Here is a 20,889-nt window from a genome sequence, read left to right as displayed (position 1 = left end):
GCGCTCAGGAAAGGTCGGCCAGAAGCGAGTCGCGCACCGGAGGCCCGATGGTCTGCGTGGGCACGCGGTAGTTCGAATGATCGCAGCCGATCTTGAGCGGCGCGCCGGCCTTGAGAAGCGTCTTCAACGCCTCGTTCAATTCGAAGCGCACGAAATGCACCGCCGACGTTTTCTCGGCGTTCTCGCGTTCCAGGTCTTCGTCTGCGATCGCGTAGACGGGCGGCTCGTCGCCCACCTGAAGAAACACGTGGTCTTCCACGCCGATCAGCCGCGCCAACGCAGCGCGGCGTTCAATCTCGTTCTCGTACTCGATCTGCAAGGTCGCCTTGAGATTGCTGCCGTTCGGCACGAGGGGAACGTAGGCATCGAGTTCGCCTTGAATGCCGTCCTCATCGAAAATCTTCTCGATGTGCAGCATTTCCTGAATCTGGTAGCGAATGGTGAACTCGTCTTCGAACAGGAACGTGAGGTGGTTGCCGAGCGTGACGGTGCGGCGCTTCTTGTGCTCGATCACATCGCCGCGCATGGCGTGGCGCACCTTGGCGTAGGCCTCCAGCGTCAGGAGCGACTCTCTTGCAATGGTCATCGAATGCCCTCTGTGTCGAACGTGAATGGTGAGCGCGCTCAGATTCCGTACGCCCGACGCAGCAGCGTGAGCGGATGCGCAAGCTGCGCCTTGTCCGGCAGGCTGTTTTCCTCGATACCCTGCGCGATGTGATGTCCGGCGAGCGCGCAGTCGGACGCGATGTAGTCGGTCTCGGGCTGCGCCATCGCTTTGAAGACGGGCGTGCCGATCTTCATGGACATCGCGTGAAACTCCTTCTTCACGCCGAACGTGCCCGCATGCCCCGAGCAGCGCTCCACGACGTCTACCTTCGTATCGGGCACGAGCGCGAGCATGTCGAAGGTCTTGCGGCCGATGTTCTGCACGCGGCCATGGCAAGGCACGTGATACGAGACCTTGCCGAGCGGCGTCTTGAAGTCGGTCTTGAGCAGCCCGTCGCGATGGCGTGAGACGAAGTACTCGAACGGGTCCCAGAACGCTTCGCTTACAGCGAGCACGTCTTCTTCGCCGGGGAACATCAGCGGCAACTCGTGCTTGTACATGAGCACGCAGCTCGGAATGGCGCCCATCAGCGCATAGCCTTCGCGCGCGTATTTCGCGAGCACCGGCATGTTCTTGTCCTTCTTCGCGGCCACGCCTTCCAGGTTGCCCTGTTCGAGCAACGGCATGCCGCAGCATGCTTCGCTGGATACCAGCACGTACGGAATCTCGTTGTGATCGAGCACGGCGAGCAGATCGTGGCCAATGCCCGGCTCGTTGAAATTGATGTAGCAGGTCGCGTAGATGGCCACCTTGCCCGGCGTGCGTTCGCCGTCCTGCACGCGCGTCGCCGTGGCGGGGCGCGCGGCGCTGCGGAACTTGCGCGGCGCGAAGTCGGGCAGCCAGGCTTTGCGATCCACGCCCAGCGCCTCTTCCATGACACCGCGCGCGGCCGGCGTGTGGTTCACCGCGTTCACGGCTTGCGTCACGATGGGAATGCCGGCGAAGTGTCCGAGTGCGTCGGTGTTGGAGAGCACCTTGTCGCGCAGCTTCACTTCGCCGCGCCGGTACGCAATCGCCTTGGCGCGCAGCATCAGGTGCGGAAAATCCACGTTCCATTGATGCGGCGGCACGTAGGGGCACTTCGTCATGTAGCAGAGGTCGCACAGGTAGCACTGGTCGACCACGCTGCCGAACGATTTCGGATCGACATCGTGTGCCTCGCCTGCGTCTGTGGCGTCCACCAGATCGAACAGCGTCGGAAAGGCGCCGCACAGCGATACGCAGCGGCGGCACCCGGCGCATATGTCGAATACGCGCGCCAGTTCCTTATCGAGCAGCGCCTCGTCGTAGAACGCCTCGTTTCGCCAGTCGAGCGGATGACGCGTCGGCGCTTCAAGGCTGCCTTCCTTGTGGGGCATGACGTCTCCTGTTCTAGTTATGGATGCTCGTGTTTTCGTGCGCCGCCACGCGTGCATTCAGCGCGCGCAACGGCGCCTCGTCCGCTCGCAAAGAGCACGGACGAGGCGTGGCCGCAGTCGTTCTGCCATGCAATATGCGCGGCGCCTTGCGGTCTCAGTCCGCGAGCGCTTCGAGCGCCTTCGTGTAGCGGTTGGCGTGACTGCGTTCGGCCTTCGCGAGCGTTTCGAACCAGTTCGCGATTTCGTCGAAGCCTTCTTCGCGCGCGGTCTTCGCCATGCCGGGATACATGTCGGTGTATTCGTGCGTTTCGCCCGCAATGGCGGACTGCAGGTTCAGCCGCGACGAGCCGAAGGGCAGCCCCGTCGCCGGGTCGCCCACCGCTTCCAGATATTCGAGATGGCCGTGCGCGTGGCCGGTTTCGCCCTCCGCCGTGGACCGGAACAAGGCGGCCACGTCGTTCTGGCCTTCAACGTCGGCCTTCGCTGCGAAATACAGGTAGCGGCGGTTCGCCTGCGATTCCCCGGCAAACGCCTGCTTCAGGTTGTCCTCCGTCTTCGAGCCCTTGAGCTGTGCCATCTGTGCCTCCTTCCAGTCTGTATTGGGGGACGGCGCGCGGCTCGCCACGAACAGGCGCTTTTGCGCACCGTGCCTTTTAATCTAGAAGTTGCGCCTCGCGTTCCCAATTGTGTTTTTCAATCCCGCCGATAGCTGGAACACCATTTGCACGCTCACGTCGCTCAGTCGTGTGTGCTGTAGCGCAGCAACAAGCGCCGTCGCGGCAGCCTTGAATAACGCTTTCGCTGTCATAGACTGGTAAGTCTCACTGCCTTTCCTCCCTCGCACGGAACTGCCATGCGCCTGACCATTCTGATCAACGGTTCCGATCCGACCGTTAATCACGACTACGCTGTGCTATGGCTCGACACCGACGAGCACCGGTGGTCGCGCGAATCACATCAAGGGATCGATCTTCCCGAATGGGGCGAGTTGCGTGACGCCGGCGACGTCACTGCGCTGTGCGCCCCGAGCGTTGCAGAACCGCTGTGCACGCTGCGCGGGCTGCACGTGGACCGCAAGCAACGCATCAGCGCCACACAGGGCGACGCCGCGTGGTCGTCGGCCAGCGAGCGTGCGCAGATGACAGGCTACTGGCGGCTGCAAGCGGTAGACCGGCAGCACGTGCTGGCCGAACACCGCATCTTTGGCGATTAGTTTTCCTCTTGCGGTTGCCCTTCCGTTTTTTGCGACGCCTGCGCGTCGGGGAAAACGCGTACCTTAAGCGCTTCTTAAGTCTGGCCGCTTAGAGTGGCGCCGTAGTCCACGCATTCAGGCCGCCGCAAGGCGGCCCTTTTTTTTGCTGCTACGCCACGCCCATTTGCGCCTTGCCCAGCGTCGAGAGGTCGTCCAGCGTCGCGCGTCCCACGAAGTCGGTTTCGAAATGGTCGGCCGGAAAGTCGGGCGGGCTCTCGCCCGTCATGAACGCCGGCAACTGGCGCTTCAGGTACGCGTCGTTCTTCGCGCAGGCCGGCGCGGACGCAATGTACATGACATTGCTGTAGCCCTTGCCGCGATGCGCGTCTTCCACGGCATGCACCACGTCGCTGTGCCAGAACACCGTATCGCCCGGTTGCATGAGCGGGATGGACGACAGCGCCCGGAACAGCGGTGCGTGCCATTCGGGCTTGATCGAGAGCGCGCGGCCCGGCATTGCACCGCACAAATCGTCGTCGGCTACGTCGTCCTGAAGTGCGCGCAACAAGATGTAGACCATCGCGTTTGCGATAGGCACCAGTTGCAGCGTACCGTCGCCGGGACCCTGCGGCGTGAGCGCGGTCCAGCCCTGAAAGGTGCGGAACATCGAGCACACTGCAGGCGACGGCACTTCGCGTACCTCCGTGCGATACGCGCCATCGAAGGGGTCGTAACGGCGCCAGTTTCCATCGAACACGTGCCGATAGACCTTGCGGAAATTACTCTCGATCCAGCGCTCGACAGACCCGCCATCGCAATGCGCCGAAAGCCCCAGCGATTCCGAGCCCGGCGGCCGGCGCCGCAGGCGGTCGGCATAAACGGGAACGCGTTCGGGATCGAAATGCACGCGCCCTTCGCTTTGCGCGCGCCATAGCCGGTTCAGGAACACGCGCGCCGTGGTGAGCGCCGGCGACTGCCGCGCCATGACCTGCGGCTTCGACCAATAGACGCCGTAAATCTGCGGCTTGCTCGACGCGAGGTTGCCGAAATAGCGGTCTTCGGCTCGATGCTGCAGGCGCTCGTCCAGACGGTTGCGCTCCACGTACCGCGCGATCTCGTCGTCCCACTGCTCGACGAGCCTGGCGTCGAACACGCCTCGAATCACGCACGCGCCGCGCGACTTCACGCGCGCAGTCTGCTCGTCGCGCACGCGGCCTGCGGCAATGTCCGCGAAATCGATCTCGGGAATCACGGTCTGGCCGGCCGCACGTTGGACCTCGATTGCGTTTGCCTCGCGGATCATTTCCGCCTCCACCTCGGCGAACACCTCGCGGTAGTTCGGCAGGGCCGCCTTCAATTCGCGTTTGGCTTCGCGAATGGCGGCCGGCAGGTCGTCGATGCTCAGGGGCGTCGTCAGAGGCGTCATGGTTGTCTCCTTCATGAATCTCGTTGGGATGTGTGCGACGAGCATAGGCGCCGCACGGCGCGGGCGGTGATACGATCCGGCCAATGACTTTGCGGATTCAGACATGAAACCGGCCTACGAACACGTGGATTTCGGCGAGCATTGTTCGATTCGGGTCTATCACCGGCGCCTGCCGAAGATTCCCTTCGAATGGCACCACCATCCCGAGTACGAGCTGACGCTCACGATGAACAGCAGCGGCAAGCGCTACATCGGCGACAGCGTGAGCGAATACGGCGCGGACGACCTCGTGCTCGTGCCGCCGGATCTGCCGCATACGTGGGCGTCGAATCGGTCCATCAATGCCTCGCTGCCGCAGGTCGCCATCGTGATCTGGTTCGACGGCGACTGGGCGCGGCGCATGGCCGACTGCTGCCGCGAATACGAGCCGCTGCGTCGCCTGCTGCGTCGCTCGGCAAGCGGCCTCGCCTTCGCGAACAACGCTGCCGCCGCCATGCGTGAACGCCTCGATGCGTTGCTTTCGACTGATGCGCGCACACGCCTCGCCGCTACGCTCGACGTGCTCTGTCTGCTTGCGGACGCCGAGGGCGAGCCGCTCGCGTCACCGCATGCGTTTGCGTCGTCGCAAACCTCCGGTCGGGCAGGCACACCAAGCGGCCACGAGCCCGAACGCATTAATCGTGTGCTCGCATTGATCGACGCAAGATTCGCCGAGCCGTTGCGGCTCGGCGAATTGAGCGCGGCGGCCAGCCTCTCGGAGCGGTCGCTTAACCGCTGGTTCGTGCAGCACCTGGGCGAGAGCGTGGGCCGCTACGTCACGCGCGTGCGAATCGGACACGCGGCCCGCATGCTCGCCGACACGTCGCTGCCCGTTTCGGTCATCGCGTTGCGCTCAGGCTTTCCCAACGTCTCTCACTTCAACCGCCAGTTCAAATCGATGAAGGGCACCACGCCCGCCTCGTGGCGAAGTCAATTTGCGAGCGGCAAAACAACGTCTGCAGCGACAGTCGATCTCACCGAACGCTCGCCGTCGTTGCAACGGCGCAAGTCGCGACCAGGTGCGACGAAGCGCGCCTGAACAGCGATGCGCGGGCATGTCGAAGAGCCGTTCCAGCGCCTCGCCGCATGCAAACGAAACAGACCGTTTCAGCGCGCTGCGCCGCCGATGATCGCCGTTATACTTGCGGCCCCGTTCATCGATACTGCCACTCATGAAGAAGCTGCTCGCCTGCCTGCTGCTCTCCATTGCGGCTCACGCCGCTGCCTCGCCCTCCGCTTCGTCCTCACCCTGCACGCAGTTCGTTCCCGAAGGTCAGTTCCCGCGGCTCACCAATCCGAAGATGGAGCCCAGAGCACGGCTCTTGTGCTACTCGGATTTCGTCGTGCTGCACTCCGGTATCACGCACGGGCCGCTCTGGTCCGCAGAACATCTCACGCGCGAGCACATTGCCGACGCGCAGGACATGACGCGCACCAACCGCTTCTTCGAAGACGACCGCCTGCCTGCCGGCGAAGGCGCCACGCTTGCCGACTATAAGCGCAGCGGCTTCGACCGCGGTCACATGAGCCCCGCAGGCAACCGCTGGAATCCGCAGGCAATGGCAGAATCGTTTTCGCTCGCCAACGTCGTACCGCAGAACCGGCAGAACAACGAACGGCTGTGGGCGCGCATCGAATCGACGGTGCGCAAGCTCGCGAGCCGCTATGGCGAAGCGTACGTCGTCACAGGTCCGCTCTTCACAGGCGCGCAGTTGCAGACCATTGGCCCGTCGCGCGTCTTTGTGCCCACCGAGTTGTTCAAGGTGGTGTACCTGCCGTCGCGAGACATGGCCTTCGCCATCGTGACGCAGAACGTGGCAACGAACCGCTACGAGATTCGCTCCGTGCATGACATTGAAGCGGCGAGCGGTATCCGGTTTCCTGGCATTCCGGAGAATCTGAAGGACCAACGTCCGGGAGGACTCAAAGGTGTTTAAGGCATACGCAAACGACGACGACGTGCTCAACGTTCAAGGCGACGCACTCACGGTAGCGAACGGCACGACGCGCGTCGTGGTGTCGGGCACGCTGGAAATTACGCGTGACAAGCGCGGCCTCAAAGCAGCGCTCGCATTGAAACAGGCGCTCGATAGCGTGGTGGAGACGCTGCAGGCGCAATCGGACTTGCCGGAGAAGATCGGCGACGAGCCCGATGCGAAACCGGGCGTGGTCAACAACCCGTTCAAATAGGCAGGATCCCTGTTTATTGCTGGAGCCGTGCGCTTTCGCTACGAAACGAATGCTTGCCTCGCTTACGTTTTGTCACTGCATGAGGGTCAACTCGCGTGTCCACGCTTGCGTTGAATGGGCAGCGCTGACCTTTTTCAGCTGCCAACAAAAGGAGTCAAGTATGAAGACGATTTTCGCTGCGCTCGCATCCGCCCTGCTCGTTTCGACCGCTTTCGCACAAGCCTCCGCGCCCGTATCGGCGGGCGCCCAGGCGAACCTGAAGGCCACGCCGTCCCTCTCGCAAGCGGCATCCGACGTGAAGACCACGGCGCAAGACGGTGCCGCCAAGGTCGAAGAAAAGACCAGCGAAGCAGGCAAGAACGTCACGAAGAAGGCTCACGCAGTGAAGAAGGTCGCAGCGAAGAAGGTTCACGCGACCAAGGCGAAGGTCGAAGAGAAGACCAGCAAGACCACCGCGCCGGCCGCGGAAGGTACATCGGCCAACGTGCAGGCCGGCGCAACGGCCAAGGCCGGTGGCGATACGAAGACCAACGCTACGGAATAACAACGACAGTTGTATGTAGCATGCGCCGCACGGTTGAAGCACGAGACCATTGCAGCGTTGGAAGGGCGAGCTCAGGCTCGCCCTTTTTTCGATTCGGTCCCGTCTGATTCGGTCACGTCGGCAAGGGCCGCAAGCTTTTTCGCGTCCACGATTTCAATCTCTGCGTAGCGCAGCTTCAACGCACCCTGCATCTCGAACTGACGAAGAATCTGGTTGATGGTCTGCCGCGAGAGCGCGAGCATCATGGCCAAGTCTTCCTGCGGTACCTTGACGACGCGCGTAGGCCGCGCAGTCTCGGCCTGTGTGTTGTCGAAGCCGCCTGCCATCAGCATCAACCGCCGCGCTACGCGCTGGGCCGCGGGCAACAGCGCCGCTTCTTCTATGGCTTCAAAGGCGAGGCGCAGTTTCTGCGTGAGCAGCAAACCGAACGTATGCCACCACGCAGGCGTGGCCTCGAGCAGCGCAAGCAACGCGGTGCGAGGCACATGAAAGAGCGTCGAATCGCGCTCGGCGTAGGCATCGTGCGTGCGGGCACGGTCGTCGAACAGCGCGATCTCGCCGAACCAGTTCACGGGCTCGATCACGGCAAGCAACGCTTCTTTCCCCGCGAAGCTGGCCGCGCCGATCCTCACGAGCCCATCGATCACGCAATACAGACCACTGTCCGCGTCGCCGCGCATGAAAAGCCGCTCGCCCGCGAGCAAACGCACCTCGCGCCCCGCGGCGAGCAGCGCCGACTGCAACGCCTGTGGCGCCGAGCGGAACCACAGGCTGCGCCCGAGCGCCGTAGCAAGCGCCTGGTTCGGCGTGGACGCATTCGAGGGATCATTCGAATCGGTAGGCAAGTTCATGGCAGATGCGCTGAAATGTCGGCTACCCGAAGGTCTGTTGCATGACTGCCCGGGATCATAGCGAACTTGCACATAAGGGAGACACCCGTGAAGACGCTGACCCAGCAACTCGCCCCGCAACTCGCCCAATACGCCGCCTACCATCGCGACCGCCGCAATATTGCGACCCACTTCGTGGGCATTCCCATGATCGTGGTCGCGCTCGCCGTTCTGCTCGCGCGGCCCGCGTCGAACCTCGGCGTGCTGCCGATAGCCGTGTCCCCCGCATGGGCCCTGTTCGGGGCGGCCACGCTCTATTACCTCGTGCTCGACGTGCCGCTCGGCGTGATGATGGCCGTGTTCTCTGTTGTATGCGTCGCCCTCGGGCAGTGGGTCGCCCAGCAGACCATGCTTGTGTGGCTCGCGGTCGGTGCCGGTCTCTTCGTGGTGGGCTGGATCTTCCAGTTCGTCGGCCACGTTGCTTACGAACATCGCAAGCCGGCCTTCGCCGACGATGTGATCGGACTCTTGATCGGTCCCCTGTTCGTGCTGGCCGAAGCGCTGTTCGGCTTCGGATGGCGCCCTTCGCTGCAAGCCGACATCGAAGCCCAGGTCGGCCCCACGCGCATCAACCCGCCGCGCGGGCAGGCCGCTCGCCACGGGCACTGAACGGGCAGCGCTGAAGCCCAACGCGGCAAGGCAACTGAAAGCGGCGCCAGGCGGTTCAGCCGGCAGCGCCCCTGCAATCTTTGATGAAGATCAGCCGGCCAGGCGGCACCGCGGCTATCGTCAGAGCATTCCCTGACGTCTTCGCGAGGCAGCTTCGTGCCGGTCGAATCCAATACAGTCGCAGCGCAGTCCGACGAACCCACCGTCAACGCAGCCGCCGCCACAGGCCATGTACTGGCCGTGCGCGGCGCGGTGATCGACGTCGCGTTCCCCGCTGAAGCGCTGCCGCCCATCGACTCCGCGCTTTCCATCGACACAGACGGCGCCGAGCCCGTCATTGCGGAAGTCCAGGCGCATTTGAACGGCAGTGCGGTTCGGGCGCTCGCGCTGCAATCCACCTCGGGCCTGAAGCGCGGTGCCGAAGTTCGAACGCAAGGCGGCCCCATCGAAGTGCCCGTGGGCGATGCCGTGCTGGGCCGTCTTGTCGACGTGCTCGGCGAAACGCGCGACGGCGGCGAGCGCCCCGGTGCCGACACGCCACGCCGTCCCATTCATCGCAACGCGCCGCCGCTGGCTGCGCAATCCGGCGCGCCGCGCCTCTTCACCACCGGCATCAAGGTCATCGATCTGCTCGCGCCGCTCGCGCAAGGCGGCAAGGCCGCGATGTTCGGCGGCGCGGGCGTGGGCAAGACCGTGCTCGTGATGGAGCTGATTCACGCGATGGTCGAGCAGTACCAGGGCATCTCCGTGTTCGCGGGCGTGGGCGAGCGTTCGCGCGAAGGGCACGAGATGCTGCTCGACATGCGCACCTCCGGCGTGTTGCCGCGCACCGTGCTGGTCTACGGCCAGATGAACGAGCCGCCCGGCGCGCGCTGGCGCGTGCCGCTCACGGCGCTCACCATCGCGGAATACTTTCGCGACGAGCATCACCAGAACGTCCTGCTGCTGATGGACAACGTGTTTCGCTTCGTGCAGGCCGGCGCCGAGGTGTCGGGCCTGCTCGGGCGCATGCCGTCGCGCGTGGGCTATCAGCCCACGCTTGCAAGTGAAGTGGCCGCGTTGCAGGAGCGCATCGTCTCCGTGGGCAATGTGTCCGTCACTGCGATCGAAGCCGTCTACGTGCCCGCCGACGACTTCACCGACCCCGCCGTTACCACCATCGCAGCCCACGTGGACAGCATGGTCGTGCTCTCGCGCGCCATGGCCGCCGAGGGCATGTACCCCGCCATCGATCCCATCGCGTCGTCGTCCATCCTGCTCGATCCGCTCGTGGTGGGCGAGGAGCACGCCGCGGTGGCGACGGAAGTGCGGCGGATCATCGAACATCATCGTGAATTGCAGGACGTGATCGCGCTGCTCGGCATTGAAGAACTGGGCGCGGAAGACCGCGTACGCGTGCAGCGCGCGCGCCGCCTGCAACGCTTTCTCACCCAGCCTTTCGCCGTGACCGAGGCCTTCACGGGCCAGCCCGGCCGCTCCGTGCCGATCGCGGACACGATCGCCGGCTGCAAGGCGATTCTCGCGGGCGACTGCGACACGTGGCAGGAAAGCTCGTTCTACATGGTGGGCACGCTCGAAGAAGCGCGTGAAAAGGAAGCACGCGCCGCCGCAAGCACACCGTCTCCACAGACTCGACAGGCCGCGTCGTGAGCACCGTCATGAGCACCGGCATGAACACCGCCATGAACACCGATACACCGGCCCTGGCGCTCACCATCGCCACGCCCGCGGGCGTGCTCGTGGATCGTCTCGGCATCGTCTCGCTGCGCGCCGAAGACGGCAGCGGCAGCTTCGGCATTCGTGTGGGCCACGCGGACTTCGTCACGCTGCTGCGCGCGTCCGTCGTGCGCTGGCGCACCGCCGACGACGTCCAGCACTTCTGCGCCGTGGACGGCGGCGTGCTGATCGTCTCCGACAACGGCAGCCGCATCCAGATCGCTTGCCGCGAGGCCATTCCCGGCGAGTCGCTCGAACGTCTGGAAGCGGACGTGCAAGCCACGCGCGCGGCGCAGCTCGAAGCGCGCCGCCGTGCGCGCGTCGATGAACTGCGACTGCATGCGCGCGCCGTGCGCCAGATGGTGCGCTTCCTGCGGCCGGGTGCGTCGGGGGAAGGCGGCATTCCCGTTCGCGAGGAGACCTCTGAATGACCGCCCCCGATGCTCACGATCCTCGCGACCCTCGCGACGCTCACGACACGCCGCCCGCCAACAAAGACGACGCCGAAGACCGCGTGGCGCGCGCCGCAAAAACCGCGGCAAACCGCGAAGCACGCGGGCGGGCGGAACCGGAGCCATCGCTGGCAAGCCGTCTCGGCCAGATCGGCATTCTGGGCTGGACCATCGTCGTGCCCACATTGCTCGGCTTGCTCATCGGACGCTGGCTCGATCGCTTCTTCGCCACGCGCGTGTTCTTCTCCGCGCCGCTGCTGATGATCGGCGCGGCGGCGGGCTTGTGGTCCGCGTGGAAGTGGATGCATCGGCAACAGGGAAACCATCATGACTAGCTTCGTTTTCTGGCTGATCGCGGGCGCCGCTGTGGGGTTTGGCGCGGGCGTGCTGCACTTCGCGTCGCTGCACTGGAACGGGCGGCTCTTCGCCGCGGGCAGGATGGCGGCGGCGTTCAGCGTGCAGGTGGCGCGCATCGCGCTGGCGTGCGCGATTCTGTTCGTGCTCGCTCGCGCCGGCGCCGCGGCGTTTCTCTCGGGCGCGGCGGCGTTCCTGCTGGCGCGCCAGGCCATGATGTGGCCGCTCTACCGGCGCGGAGCGTGACATGAGCATGCGCTCGCCGCTCGAATCCGTGCCGGTGCTGCATATCGGACCGGTGCCGATCACGTCTGCCGTGCTCGTGACGTGGGCCATCATGGCGTTGCTCGTCGTGCTCTCGCTGCTCGTGACGCGGCGCCTTTCGCTTGTGCCATCGAAATGGCAGACGTGCGTGGAACTCGTCGTCAGCACGCTCGATGGGCAGATTCGCGACACCATGCAGGTGGACCCGGCGCCTTATCGTCCGCTCATCGGCACGTTGTTCATCTTCGTGCTGGTGGCCAACTGGTCGTCGCTCGTGCCCGGCGTCGAGCCACCCACGGCGCGCCTCGAAACGGACGCCGCACTCGCGTTGCTCGTGCTGCTCGCCACGCTCTACTACGGCGTTCGCACGCGCGGCCTGCGCGGCTACATGGCCACGTTTGCGGAGCCCACGTGGGTGATGATTCCGCTCAACGTGGTCGAGCAGATCACGCGCACGTTTTCGCTCGTGGTGCGTTTGTTCGGCAACGTGATGAGCGGCGTGTTCGTGATCGGCATCGTGCTCTCGCTCGCGGGGCTCATCGTGCCGATTCCGCTCATGGCGCTCGACCTTCTCACGGGCGCCGTGCAGGCGTACATCTTCGCGGTGCTCGCGACGGTGTTCATCGGCGCGGCAGTCAGCGAATCCACTCACAAGCCCTCTGGGCCACCCCATTCCACGGTTCGTCACGACAATCACGGCAATCACGACAAGGAAGGAAACGCATGAATCTCATCGAAATCGTCAGCATTGCAGCGGCTGCGCTCGCCGTTTCGTTCGGCGCCATTGGCCCCGCGCTTGCGGAAGGGCGCGCGGTGGCCGCCGCCATGGACGCCATCGCGCGTCAGCCCGACTCCGCCGGCACCGTGTCGCGCACGCTGTTCGTCGGGCTCGCGATGATCGAGACGATGGCCATTTACTGCCTCGTCATCGCGCTGCTTCTGCTGTTCGCCAACCCGTTCGTGAAGTGACGGCGAACCGCTCCGGAGACAGCACGTCATGCGGATAGACTGGACGACGCTCGCGCTGCAGACCGTCAACGCGGTCATTCTGGTGTGGTTGCTCGCGCGTTTTCTGTTTCGCCCGGTGGCCGACATCATCGCGCAGCGGCAGAAAGCAGCGCAGGCGCTGATGGACGACGCCAACGCGGCAAAGCACGACGCCGAAGCCGAGCGCGACGCCGCACGCGAAGCCGCCACGCAGCTCGCGCAAACACGCGCAGAGGCGTTGCATGCCATCGATACCGAAGTGGCCGCGCAGAAAACCGCGCTGCTCGCCGCGGCCCATGCGGATGCCGATCGCCTGCGCGCCGACGCGCAAGCCGACATGGCACGCGCGCGCGTCGTGCAGGAAAGCGCGGCTGCGGGCCGGGCGGCGGAACTGGCGGTGGATATCGCGAGCCGTCTGCTCGACCGCTTGCCGACCGGCGCGCGCATCGAAGGCTTCATTGGCGGCATCGTGGATGGCGTGAAAGCGCTGCCCGAGCCCATTCGCGCGGAACTGGGCGCACATGGCGCGCCGCTCGATATCGCCGCGCCGCGCGCACTGTCCGCCGATGAGCAGCACGCGTGTGAAGCCGCGCTTTCTGTGGCGCTGGGTCGCCCCGTCGTTATTGCTGTGCGTGAAGACCCGGCGCTCATCGCGGGGCTGGAACTCACGGCGCCGCATGCCACGGTGCGCAACAGTTTTCGCCACGACCTCGCTTCGATCATGACCACCCTACGGTCCGTTCACGATGAAAACGCTTCCTGACGACATGCCCGGCGCCGCCGACAGCGCGTGGCTCGATCAACAGCGCGAGGCCCTTTCGGCTGCACGCCTGGGCCCGCACGCGCAGGCGCTGGGGCGCGTAGAGCGCATCGCGGACGGCATCGCGTTCGTCTCCGGCCTGCCGGATGCCGCGCTCTACGAATTGCTCGACTTCGACGGCGGCGCCAAGGGCTTCGCGCATACGCTGGATGAAGACACGATCAGCGTGGTGCTGCTCGAAAACATCGAGAGCGTGCATGCGGGCACATGGGTGGCGCGCACCGGCTCCGTGCTCGACGTGCCCGTAGGCGAAGGCTTGCTGGGGCGCGTGGTCGATCCGCTTGGCGTGCCGCTGGATCGCGACGAGCCCGTTGTTGCGGCAACGCGTTATCCGATTGAACGCAACGCACCTTCCATTACGGACCGCGATCTCGTGAGCGAGCCCGTGGAGACCGGCGTGCTGCTCGTGGATGCGCTCTTCGCCGTGGGGCGCGGCCAGCGCGAACTCATCATCGGCGACCGGGCAACGGGCAAGACGTCGCTCGCGGTGGACACCATCGTCAACCAGAAGCACACGGACATGATCTGCGTGTACGTGGCAGTGGGACAGCGCGCCGCCGCCGTGCAACGCGTGATCGAAGCCGTGCGCGAGCATGGCGCGCCCGAACGTTGCGTGTTCGTGGTGGCATCCGCGGCGTCGGCGCCGGGGTTGCAATGGATCGCACCGTTCGCGGGCTTTTCGATTGCCGAATACTTTCGCGACCGCGGCCAGCACGCGCTCATCGTCATCGACGACCTCACGAAGCACGCCGCCACGCACCGCGAACTCGCGTTGCTCACGCGCGAACCGCCGGGGCGCGAGGCGTATCCCGGCGACATCTTCTACGTGCATGCACGCATGCTGGAACGCGCCGCGAAGCTTTCGGCCGCGCACGGCGGCGGCTCGCTCACGGCCTTGCCTATCGCCGAAACGGATGCGGGCAATCTGGCCGCTTACATTCCCACCAATCTGATTTCGATCACCGACGGTCAGCTCGTGCTCGACTCGTCGCTCTTCGCCGCGAACCAGCGGCCCGCCGTCGACGTGGGCCTGAGCGTGAGCCGCGTGGGCGGCAAAGCGCAGTCCGCGGCATTGCGGGACGTGTCGGGACGGTTGCGGCTGGAGTACGCGCAGTTCCTCGAACTCGAAATGTTCACGCGCTTCGGCGGCCTTACGGACGCGCGCGTGAAGGCGCAGATCGAACGCGGCAAACGCATTCGCGCGCTCATTGCGCAACCGCGCTTCAGCCCGCTGCGCACGGTGGACGAAGTAGCGCTTCTCGCCGCGCTCGCCGACGGCGTATTCGACGACGTACCGGCCGAAGTGGCCGCGCGCGTACGGCAGACGCTCGCGGCATCGGGCAACGGCCGTATCGATGCAGAAGGGGCGAACGTGGCTTCAGCGGCGCTGGATGCCGCCACGCGCGAGCGGCTCGTCGAAGCGGTGCGTGCGCTCGTGAGCGAACACGCTGCGCCGCAAGCGGTGGGAGCGGCGGCATGAGCGGCAAGCTCGGCGCGCTCGAAGCGCAGATCGGCACGGCGCAGCAATTGCAGGCGGTGGTGTCGGCCATGCGCGGTATCGCAGCGGCACGCGCTCGCGAGGCGGAGGGCCGCCTGGCGGGCATACGGTCCACGGCGGCGACGGTGGCGGCGGCCATCGGCGAAGTGCTGCGCGTGGAGCCGGACAGGCATGCCGCTGCAGCACCCGACGAAGCAGGCGGCAAAACACGATCGCACGCGCGGCACCTCGTGATCGTGATGGGCTCCGAACAGGGCTTCGTCGGCATGTTCAACGAACCGATACTCGATGCGGCCACACGCGTGCTTCAGTCCGGTCCGTGTGAATTGATCGTGACAGGCACGCGCGGCGCAACGACCGCCGAGGAACGCGGCTTGTCCGTCGCGTGGTCCACGCCGATGGTCACGCATGCCGACGACGTGCCCGGCTTTGCTGGCAACGTGACCGACGAGCTTTACCGTCGCCTCGAAGAATCGCTCATTACGCGCGTGTCGATCATTCACGCGCGGCCGGCGCTCGCCACGCAGACGGAAGTCGTGCAGCACCAGTTGATCCCGTTCGACTTCGCGCGCTTTCATGTGACCTCGCGCAAGCAGCCTCCGCTGCTGACACTTCCTGCCGACAAGCTGCTGACAGGTCTTGCCGAAGCCTACGTCTACACGGAACTGTGCGAGGCCGCTGCGCTCTCGCTGGCGGCAGAGAACGAAGCGCGCGTGCGGGCCATGATGTCCGCGCACGCGAACCTGAAAGACCGCCTCGACGCGCTCACGCAGCGCTACCGGCTCGTGCGGCAAGACGAGATCACGTCGGACATCGTGGAGCTGACGGCGGCGGCGTCCGTCGCGCGAGTCGATTAGCGCCGCCGCTTTGCGCAGCGCCCGCGCAACATCAATCCCCCACGAAACGTAGGGCTTCGTGCACGTTGCATGGACTTCGCAAGCGTCATGCACTAGAACGTAAGTCCTGCCACTCTCATCCCGCGTCAGAACGTCTGCCCGGGGTTCGCCTGGTTTTCGCTGATCCGCTGCGTGCGTTGCATGGCGGAGACCCCAAGCGCGAATCTTGCTTCACCTGCTTTGCTTCACCTGCTCACTCTGCTGCCGTTGCCGCGCACATCGCGCGACACGCAACGCGCAGCCGCACGAACTTCGCCACCCATTGCACACCGCCCGACTGGAGCCCTCATGACTCTGCCCGCGCTATCGCAAGATTTCTCCGCTGCCTTCGCCGCCGACGTTCGCGCCGGACTCACGCGCCGCCCGCAAAAGGAATTGCCGTCGAAGTATCTGTATGACGAAGTGGGTTCATCGCTGTTCGAAGCCATTACGACGCTGCCCGAGTACGGCGTGACGCGCGCCGAAGAACGCCTGCTCACGCAGCACGCCACCGACATCGTGGCGCAACTGCCCGCGGGCGTGACGGTCGCGGAACTGGGAAGCGGCAGCGGCCGCAAGACGCGCCGCATTCTGGAAGCGCTGTGCCGCAAGCGCCCTACCGCGTACTGTCCGATTGAAATTTCGCGCACCGCGTTGCAATTATGTCGCCGCGAACTGGGCGACATCGAGCGCATTTCGATTGTGGGTTACGAGCGCGATTACCTCGCAGGGCTCGCCGAAGTGAGCAAGCGCCGTGCCGAAAACGAGCAGTTGCTGGTGCTGTTTCTGGGCAGCACGATCGGCAATTTCGCGCGGCTCGCCGCCACGCGCTTTCTGCGCGACATCCGCGCCATGCTGAAACCCGGCGACGCACTGCTGCTCGGGACCGACCTCGTGAAGCCCGTGGATACGTTGCTCGCCGCGTATGACGACCCCATCGGCGTAACCGCGGCGTTCGACCTGAATCTGCTTGCGCGGATCAATCGTGAACTGGGCGGCGACTTTCCGCTCGACGCGTTCGAGCACGTCGCGCGTTTCAATGCCGACGCGCGCAGCGTGGAGATGCATCTGCGCGCCACACGCCCCGTTACGGCTCACGTGCGCGCGGCGGACCTTGCCGTGACGATGGCTCCCGGCGAAACGATCTGGACGGAGAGCAGCCACAAGTACCTGGCCGACGAAGTACCGGCCATTGCGGGCGATGCGGGCTTTACGTGCCGGCGTCAGTGGATAGAGCGCGACTGGGGATTCGCAGAGAGCCTGCTCGTGGTGTCGTAACCCGACGAGAAGAAGAAGAGCAATGCGGGCGGGGGCGCGGCGTGCACGCGCTTCTGCCGCTGCTTGCGCTTCTGCGCGGTTGCGCGCGTGACCTTCGGGTTCAGTGCTGCTCGAAGCGCTCGTAGCGCTTTTCGGTGTAACGCTCTTCGCTTGCCACTTCCGTCACGCGCGCCGACGGCGGTCCGCGACGCAGCCACGAGAGCATCCTGTCCACCTGATTCGCCGACCCCTGCACGACCGCCTCCACCGACCCGTCATCGAGATTGGCCACATAACCGCGGATGCCGAGCGCGTGCGCCTGACGCACCGTGGCATGCCGAAAGCCGACGCCCTGCACGACGCCGCGCACCCGCACGTAGTACGTTTCGATTCGCGAATCCAGGTCCGTACTGGTCATCGCATCGCCTCCTGTATCCTTTCACGCCGGCATTGTAGTCGCGCGCCCGCAAGGCCGTACAATCGCGGGCACTCGCGGGCACTCGCGGGCACTCGCGGGCACTCGCGGTCGCACGGCATCGGCGCTTCTGCGCTCGTGCATGACCCGGCGGTGCTGCCGCCTTCTCTTTACCCATCAGGAATCGACTACCGAATGAGCGATCAACATCGCGACCTCGTGCTGGTGACCGGCGCATCGGGCTTCGTCGGCTCGGCTGTCGCGCGCATCGCGCAACAAAAAGGCTTCGCGGTACGCGTGCTCGTGCGCGCGTCGAGCCCGCGCAAGAACCTCGAAGCGCTCGACGCCGACATCGTCGTGGGCGACATGCGCGACGTCGCTTCGATGCGTGCCGCGCTGCGCGGCGTGCGCTACCTGTTCCACGTTGCCGCCGACTATCGGCTCTGGGCACCGGACCCGGCCGAAATCGAACGCGCGAATCTGGAAGGCGCCGAAGCCACCATGCGCGCGGCGCTGCACGAAGGCGTGGAGCGCATCGTCTACACGAGCAGCGTCGCCACGCTGAAGGTCACGAGTTCAGGCCAATCCGCCGACGAAACCTCGCCGCTCACGGCAGACCAGGCCATCGGCGTCTACAAGCGCAGCAAGGTGCTTGCCGAGCGCGCGGTAGAACGCATGATCGCGAACGACAGGCTGCCCGCCGTGATCGTGAACCCGTCTACGCCTATTGGTCCGCGCGACGTGAAGCCGACGCCTACCGGCCGCATCATTGTCGAAGCGGCGCTCGGCAAGATTCCGGCTTTCGTCGATACAGGGCTCAACCTCGTGCACGTCGACGACGTGGCCGCAGGACATTTCCTCGCGCTCGAACGCGGCAAGGTGGGCGAGCGCTACATCCTGGGCGGCGAGAATCTGCCGCTGCAACAGATGCTCGCGGACATCGCAAGCCTCACGGGACGCAAGCCGCCCACGCTGGCGCTGCCGCGCTGGCCGCTCTATCCGCTCGCCGTGGGCGCGGAAGCGGTGGCGCGTTTCACGAAGCGCGAGCCGTTCGTGACCGTGGACGGCCTCAGGATGTCGAAGAACAAGATGTACTTCAGTTCGGCGAAGGCCGAACGCGAACTCGGCTATCGTGCGCGGCCTTATCGCGAGGGACTGAAGGACGCACTCGACTGGTTCCGCGAGGCGGGGTATCTGAGCGGTAAGTAGAAGGCCGTTGAGCAGCAGGCAGGGCCGCCCGCTTCTACGCGCTGTTAAACCTCTGTTACAACGTTGGGCGGTCGGCGGCGGGTCACGGCCTGCGCGCAGCAGTTAAAATCGCGGGTCTTACCTGAGAAGCTCCGCATGAACCTTCAAGACCAGATCGGCGCGCTCGACACGGGCGTCGATCAGCTCATTCAAGCCGTGGCGGCCGCACGCGCCACGCGCCCCGCCGAGGCGGCAACCGTGCCGCCCGCCACTCACCACGACACGGCTCCCGCGCAGACCGCCGAATCGGTCGCTGCAAGCGCTTCGGCCTCTGCAGCCGCTGCGGTCGAGCAGAACGCCGAACCCAAAGCAGCCGAGGCGACGGCCCACGAGCCCGCCGCGCAAAAGCCGACGCTCGAAATTGCGCGCCCCAGCCAGAACGAAATCACGATGACGATTGCGGGCCAGACGGTCACGCTGCGTCCCGAGGAGATCGGTCAGCTGATAGAAGAGCTTTCGAATGCGCGCGCTTCGATGACGCCGGAACCACCCGCGGGTCTACCGCCGGGCTGGCGGTTCGTATCGACGAAGAACCCCGTGATGGCCGTGCAGAAACAGTCGAATGGCGACCGCCTGCTCGTGATGCGCCATACCGGCCACGGCTGGGTGCCATTCACGTTCTCGCCGGACATGGTCATCCAGATGTACATGATGTTGACGCAGCGTTGATGCGTGCGAGACCGGTGCGCGCATTGCCAGCGTTGCCGGGTTTGTCGCCGGTTCACGCGTGCCGATGTTGCCGGCCCTTCTTTTCCCGAGTCATTCAACCCGAGTCGTTCAACGGCAGCGAGCGGTGCAATGGGCCTTGAGCCGTGTCATCGTCGCCGCGCCCGCACCGCCCCGCTTCAGCGCTCCTGGGCCGGCGCCTGCACGCGCGCCTTCCACTGCCCGCCCTTGCCGCGCCAGTAGCGCCATGCCGACGCGAACGTGGCGCCTACATAGAACAGCGCGATGAGCGGCAACACCGGCGCCCACAACATCGAGCAACGGTAATAGAGCAGCATCGGCGCATAGGCGCAGCACATGGCGGCCCAGGCGAGCCACGCGGGCCACGCCGCCGCGCCCAGCGCGAGCGCCACGACGGGCGGCACGAGATAGATGATGGTCATGCCCGCCATCGTCCCGGCCAGCAGCCAAGGCGAATAACGCAGTTGCGTGAACGCGGTGCGGGCGATCATGTTCCAGATCTCGCGCCAGCTTTCGTAGGGACGCAGCGATACGCTGCGCGCCGCCACATCGAGCCGGATCGCGTGACGCCCCTCGCCGCGATGCTTGATGCGCGCCGCAAGACTGCAATCGTCGATCAGTTCGCCGCGGATCGATTCGATGCCGCCCGCTTCTTCCAGCGCCTCGCGCCGCACCAGCATGCAGCCGCCCGCCGCCGCCGCCGTCTTGTTGCGCGGATTGTTGACCCACGCGAACGGATAGAGCTTCGCGAAGAAGAACACGAACGCGGGAATCAGCGCCTTTTCCTGCAGCGTGTCGCAGCGCAGACGCACCATCAGGGAAACGAGATCGCGCTTTTCCACCGTCGCGCGCATCACGAGCTGCGTGAGTGCCTCGGGCGGATGGCCGATGTCGGCGTCGGTGAGCAGCAGGTAGTCGGCAGGCAGACCCAGCGTGCGCACTGCCTCGATGCCCTGCGACTGCGCCCACACCTTGCCCGACCAGCCCGCGGGCAGCGGCTTCGCGCCGATCACGGTGAGCCGGTCCGGACACTGGAGCTGCAAGGCAGCGGCGCGGGCGGCGTCCGCGGTGCCGTCGGTGCTGTGATCGTCGACGACGATCACGTGAAACGCGCCCGCGTAGTCCTGCGTCAGCAGGGACGTGACCGCCTTCGCAATCACGTCGGCCTCATTGCGCGCGGGCACGACCGCCACCACGGCGGGCCAGCCGCCGGCCGGTTCCGCGACGGGCAACGGCGCGGCGGGACGCTCGCGCCAGAAACCGCCGCGCGCGAAGAGCAGTACGCACCAGATCAGGAGCGAGATGCACGACAACACAAATAGAACAGCCATCCGGCTTTGCCCTCGAATGATGGATCAGGAGGCCCTGACGTGGCCCAGCGCGGCTCGCATGGTCCGTGGGCCCGATGCGCGGCATGAACCGCACGCCACACCGAATCCCGGAGCGCGAAATTTCGCCCGA

At 65.5% G+C, this 20,889-nt stretch carries 25 protein-coding genes; 18 read left to right on the top strand and 7 right to left on the bottom strand.

Features of this window, described 5'->3' with window-relative positions; translation table 11 throughout:
• Positions 1–4 precede the first annotated feature (4 nt).
• From PXJ20_RS22575 to PXJ20_RS22565, 3 genes are all read right to left on the bottom strand, one after another.
• The gene (locus PXJ20_RS22575; protein WP_421031603.1) at positions 5–586 is read right to left on the bottom strand and encodes a DUF3501 family protein; all 582 of its coding nucleotides are present in this window, start codon (positions 584–586) and stop codon (positions 5–7) included.
• A 38-nt stretch (positions 587–624) separates the two neighbouring features.
• Positions 625–1,965 carry a (Fe-S)-binding protein gene (locus tag PXJ20_RS22570; RefSeq protein WP_413215713.1) on the bottom strand — a complete coding sequence of 447 codons (1,341 nt, stop codon included), beginning with the start codon at positions 1,963–1,965 and terminating at the stop codon, positions 625–627.
• Between the two features lie 154 nt (positions 1,966–2,119).
• On the bottom strand, positions 2,120–2,542 hold the full coding sequence (locus tag PXJ20_RS22565) for a rubrerythrin family protein (protein ID WP_421031602.1): 423 nt from the start codon (positions 2,540–2,542) through the stop codon (positions 2,120–2,122).
• A gap of 276 nt (positions 2,543–2,818) precedes the next feature.
• Here PXJ20_RS22565 and PXJ20_RS22560 point away from each other — a divergent pair, with 276 nt between their 5' ends.
• On the top strand, positions 2,819–3,178 hold the full coding sequence (locus PXJ20_RS22560) for a DUF3564 domain-containing protein (protein WP_017774086.1): 360 nt from the start codon (positions 2,819–2,821) through the stop codon (positions 3,176–3,178).
• 148 nt (positions 3,179–3,326) lie between these two features.
• On the opposite strand, the gene PXJ20_RS22555 is transcribed toward PXJ20_RS22560, so the two are convergent.
• Positions 3,327–4,583: a DUF1479 domain-containing protein gene (locus PXJ20_RS22555; RefSeq protein ID WP_421031601.1), complete on the bottom strand. Its 1,257-nt coding sequence runs from the start codon at positions 4,581–4,583 to the stop codon at positions 3,327–3,329.
• 103 nt (positions 4,584–4,686) lie between these two features.
• On the opposite strand from PXJ20_RS22555, the gene PXJ20_RS22550 reads away from it, so the two are divergent.
• The 4 genes from PXJ20_RS22550 (at position 4,687) to PXJ20_RS22535 (ending at position 7,356) form a co-directional block, all read left to right on the top strand.
• Positions 4,687–5,661, top strand: coding sequence for a helix-turn-helix domain-containing protein (locus PXJ20_RS22550; RefSeq protein ID WP_421031600.1), 975 nt, complete (start codon positions 4,687–4,689; stop codon positions 5,659–5,661).
• A gap of 133 nt (positions 5,662–5,794) precedes the next feature.
• Entirely contained in the window at positions 5,795–6,559 is a 765-nt protein-coding gene (locus PXJ20_RS22545) for a DNA/RNA non-specific endonuclease (protein WP_421031599.1), read from the top strand.
• The gene (locus tag PXJ20_RS22540) at positions 6,552–6,812 is read left to right on the top strand and encodes a hypothetical protein (protein ID WP_421031597.1); all 261 of its coding nucleotides are present in this window, start codon (positions 6,552–6,554) and stop codon (positions 6,810–6,812) included. Before PXJ20_RS22545 ends, PXJ20_RS22540 begins: the two co-directional genes overlap by 8 nt.
• A 160-nt stretch (positions 6,813–6,972) precedes the next feature.
• Complete coding sequence (locus tag PXJ20_RS22535; RefSeq protein ID WP_421031596.1) at positions 6,973–7,356, top strand: hypothetical protein; 384 nt, start codon at positions 6,973–6,975, stop codon at positions 7,354–7,356.
• A 71-nt stretch (positions 7,357–7,427) separates the two neighbouring features.
• Here PXJ20_RS22535 and PXJ20_RS22530 read toward each other — a convergent pair whose 3' ends face one another.
• A complete protein-coding gene (locus PXJ20_RS22530; protein WP_421031595.1) occupies positions 7,428–8,207 on the bottom strand; it encodes a Crp/Fnr family transcriptional regulator in 780 nt (259 codons plus the stop codon).
• 87 nt (positions 8,208–8,294) lie between these two features.
• Between PXJ20_RS22530 and PXJ20_RS22525 the strand changes: the two genes are divergently transcribed.
• The 11 genes from PXJ20_RS22525 to egtD all read left to right on the top strand — a co-directional run bounded on the left by PXJ20_RS22525 (position 8,295) and on the right by egtD (position 17,099).
• Positions 8,295–8,855 carry a DUF962 domain-containing protein gene (locus tag PXJ20_RS22525; protein ID WP_421031594.1) on the top strand — a complete coding sequence of 187 codons (561 nt, stop codon included), beginning with the start codon at positions 8,295–8,297 and terminating at the stop codon, positions 8,853–8,855.
• A 156-nt stretch (positions 8,856–9,011) separates the two neighbouring features.
• Positions 9,012–10,505 (top strand): F0F1 ATP synthase subunit beta, encoded by a 1,494-nt coding sequence (atpD, locus tag PXJ20_RS22520; RefSeq protein WP_421031593.1) that lies wholly within the window; start codon positions 9,012–9,014, stop codon positions 10,503–10,505.
• Between the two features lie 20 nt (positions 10,506–10,525).
• Positions 10,526–11,002 carry a F0F1 ATP synthase subunit epsilon gene (locus PXJ20_RS22515; RefSeq protein WP_017774095.1) on the top strand — a complete coding sequence of 159 codons (477 nt, stop codon included), beginning with the start codon at positions 10,526–10,528 and terminating at the stop codon, positions 11,000–11,002.
• Positions 10,999–11,358, top strand: coding sequence for an AtpZ/AtpI family protein (locus tag PXJ20_RS22510; RefSeq protein WP_421031592.1), 360 nt, complete (start codon positions 10,999–11,001; stop codon positions 11,356–11,358). The genes PXJ20_RS22515 and PXJ20_RS22510 overlap by 4 nt, the downstream gene beginning before the upstream one ends.
• Complete coding sequence (locus tag PXJ20_RS22505) at positions 11,351–11,623, top strand: ATP synthase subunit I (protein WP_421031591.1); 273 nt, start codon at positions 11,351–11,353, stop codon at positions 11,621–11,623. Before PXJ20_RS22510 ends, PXJ20_RS22505 begins: the two co-directional genes overlap by 8 nt.
• A gap of 1 nt (position 11,624) precedes the next feature.
• The gene (locus tag PXJ20_RS22500) at positions 11,625–12,368 is read left to right on the top strand and encodes a F0F1 ATP synthase subunit A (RefSeq protein WP_421031590.1); all 744 of its coding nucleotides are present in this window, start codon (positions 11,625–11,627) and stop codon (positions 12,366–12,368) included.
• Positions 12,365–12,610: a F0F1 ATP synthase subunit C gene (locus PXJ20_RS22495; protein WP_017774099.1), complete on the top strand. Its 246-nt coding sequence runs from the start codon at positions 12,365–12,367 to the stop codon at positions 12,608–12,610. The genes PXJ20_RS22500 and PXJ20_RS22495 overlap by 4 nt, the downstream gene beginning before the upstream one ends.
• 28 nt (positions 12,611–12,638) lie before the next feature.
• Positions 12,639–13,391: a F0F1 ATP synthase subunit B gene (locus PXJ20_RS22490; RefSeq protein WP_421031589.1), complete on the top strand. Its 753-nt coding sequence runs from the start codon at positions 12,639–12,641 to the stop codon at positions 13,389–13,391.
• Positions 13,375–14,928 carry a F0F1 ATP synthase subunit alpha gene (locus PXJ20_RS22485; RefSeq protein ID WP_421031588.1) on the top strand — a complete coding sequence of 518 codons (1,554 nt, stop codon included), beginning with the start codon at positions 13,375–13,377 and terminating at the stop codon, positions 14,926–14,928. Before PXJ20_RS22490 ends, PXJ20_RS22485 begins: the two co-directional genes overlap by 17 nt.
• Positions 14,925–15,803, top strand: coding sequence for a F0F1 ATP synthase subunit gamma (locus PXJ20_RS22480; protein ID WP_421031587.1), 879 nt, complete (start codon positions 14,925–14,927; stop codon positions 15,801–15,803). The genes PXJ20_RS22485 and PXJ20_RS22480 overlap by 4 nt, the downstream gene beginning before the upstream one ends.
• A 327-nt stretch (positions 15,804–16,130) precedes the next feature.
• The gene (egtD, locus tag PXJ20_RS22475) at positions 16,131–17,099 is read left to right on the top strand and encodes an L-histidine N(alpha)-methyltransferase (RefSeq protein ID WP_017774103.1); all 969 of its coding nucleotides are present in this window, start codon (positions 16,131–16,133) and stop codon (positions 17,097–17,099) included.
• 100 nt (positions 17,100–17,199) lie between these two features.
• Here the strand turns inward: egtD and PXJ20_RS22470 are convergent, their stop codons facing one another.
• Positions 17,200–17,496, bottom strand: a complete 297-nt coding sequence (locus tag PXJ20_RS22470) for an acylphosphatase (RefSeq protein WP_017774104.1) — start codon at positions 17,494–17,496, stop codon at positions 17,200–17,202.
• A 192-nt stretch (positions 17,497–17,688) separates the two neighbouring features.
• On the opposite strand from PXJ20_RS22470, the gene hpnA reads away from it, so the two are divergent.
• A complete protein-coding gene (hpnA, locus tag PXJ20_RS22465; protein WP_421031586.1) occupies positions 17,689–18,702 on the top strand; it encodes a hopanoid-associated sugar epimerase in 1,014 nt (337 codons plus the stop codon).
• 135 nt (positions 18,703–18,837) lie between these two features.
• Positions 18,838–19,410, top strand: coding sequence for a hypothetical protein (locus PXJ20_RS22460; RefSeq protein WP_421031585.1), 573 nt, complete (start codon positions 18,838–18,840; stop codon positions 19,408–19,410).
• A gap of 176 nt (positions 19,411–19,586) precedes the next feature.
• Here PXJ20_RS22460 and PXJ20_RS22455 read toward each other — a convergent pair whose 3' ends face one another.
• Entirely contained in the window at positions 19,587–20,759 is a 1,173-nt protein-coding gene (locus PXJ20_RS22455; protein WP_421031584.1) for a glycosyltransferase, read from the bottom strand.
• Between the last annotated feature and the right edge of the window lie 130 nt (positions 20,760–20,889).

The organism is Paraburkholderia sp. A1RI_3L (assembly GCF_048957895.1).
Taxonomy (GTDB): Bacteria; Pseudomonadota; Gammaproteobacteria; order Burkholderiales; family Burkholderiaceae; genus Paraburkholderia; species Paraburkholderia kururiensis.
The sequence above is the reverse complement of the archived record's forward strand: the minus strand, read 5'-3'. Positions and strand labels throughout refer to the sequence as shown.

What these genes read in the sequence shown, in the direction of transcription:
- PXJ20_RS22535 (WP_421031596.1), top strand. Translation starts at nt 6,973, where the DNA reads ATGAAGACGATTTTCGCTGCGCTCGCATCCGCCCTGCTCGTTTCGACC.
- PXJ20_RS22555 (WP_421031601.1), bottom strand. Translation starts at nt 4,583, where the DNA reads ATGACGCCTCTGACGACGCCCCTGAGCATCGACGACCTGCCGGCCGCC.
- PXJ20_RS22500 (WP_421031590.1), top strand. Translation starts at nt 11,625, where the DNA reads ATGAGCATGCGCTCGCCGCTCGAATCCGTGCCGGTGCTGCATATCGGA.
- egtD (WP_017774103.1), top strand. Translation starts at nt 16,131, where the DNA reads ATGACTCTGCCCGCGCTATCGCAAGATTTCTCCGCTGCCTTCGCCGCC.
- PXJ20_RS22560 (WP_017774086.1), top strand. Translation starts at nt 2,819, where the DNA reads ATGCGCCTGACCATTCTGATCAACGGTTCCGATCCGACCGTTAATCAC.
- PXJ20_RS22505 (WP_421031591.1), top strand. Translation starts at nt 11,351, where the DNA reads ATGACTAGCTTCGTTTTCTGGCTGATCGCGGGCGCCGCTGTGGGGTTT.
- PXJ20_RS22545 (WP_421031599.1), top strand. Translation starts at nt 5,795, where the DNA reads ATGAAGAAGCTGCTCGCCTGCCTGCTGCTCTCCATTGCGGCTCACGCC.
- PXJ20_RS22570 (WP_413215713.1), bottom strand. Translation starts at nt 1,965, where the DNA reads ATGCCCCACAAGGAAGGCAGCCTTGAAGCGCCGACGCGTCATCCGCTC.
- PXJ20_RS22455 (WP_421031584.1), bottom strand. Translation starts at nt 20,759, where the DNA reads ATGGCTGTTCTATTTGTGTTGTCGTGCATCTCGCTCCTGATCTGGTGC.
- PXJ20_RS22565 (WP_421031602.1), bottom strand. Translation starts at nt 2,542, where the DNA reads ATGGCACAGCTCAAGGGCTCGAAGACGGAGGACAACCTGAAGCAGGCG.
- PXJ20_RS22495 (WP_017774099.1), top strand. Translation starts at nt 12,365, where the DNA reads ATGAATCTCATCGAAATCGTCAGCATTGCAGCGGCTGCGCTCGCCGTT.
- PXJ20_RS22575 (WP_421031603.1), bottom strand. Translation starts at nt 586, where the DNA reads ATGACCATTGCAAGAGAGTCGCTCCTGACGCTGGAGGCCTACGCCAAG.
- PXJ20_RS22485 (WP_421031588.1), top strand. Translation starts at nt 13,375, where the DNA reads ATGAAAACGCTTCCTGACGACATGCCCGGCGCCGCCGACAGCGCGTGG.
- PXJ20_RS22490 (WP_421031589.1), top strand. Translation starts at nt 12,639, where the DNA reads ATGCGGATAGACTGGACGACGCTCGCGCTGCAGACCGTCAACGCGGTC.
- PXJ20_RS22515 (WP_017774095.1), top strand. Translation starts at nt 10,526, where the DNA reads ATGAACACCGCCATGAACACCGATACACCGGCCCTGGCGCTCACCATC.
- PXJ20_RS22460 (WP_421031585.1), top strand. Translation starts at nt 18,838, where the DNA reads ATGAACCTTCAAGACCAGATCGGCGCGCTCGACACGGGCGTCGATCAG.
- PXJ20_RS22550 (WP_421031600.1), top strand. Translation starts at nt 4,687, where the DNA reads ATGAAACCGGCCTACGAACACGTGGATTTCGGCGAGCATTGTTCGATT.
- PXJ20_RS22510 (WP_421031592.1), top strand. Translation starts at nt 10,999, where the DNA reads ATGACCGCCCCCGATGCTCACGATCCTCGCGACCCTCGCGACGCTCAC.
- PXJ20_RS22480 (WP_421031587.1), top strand. Translation starts at nt 14,925, where the DNA reads ATGAGCGGCAAGCTCGGCGCGCTCGAAGCGCAGATCGGCACGGCGCAG.
- PXJ20_RS22470 (WP_017774104.1), bottom strand. Translation starts at nt 17,496, where the DNA reads ATGACCAGTACGGACCTGGATTCGCGAATCGAAACGTACTACGTGCGG.
- PXJ20_RS22530 (WP_421031595.1), bottom strand. Translation starts at nt 8,207, where the DNA reads ATGAACTTGCCTACCGATTCGAATGATCCCTCGAATGCGTCCACGCCG.
- hpnA (WP_421031586.1), top strand. Translation starts at nt 17,689, where the DNA reads ATGAGCGATCAACATCGCGACCTCGTGCTGGTGACCGGCGCATCGGGC.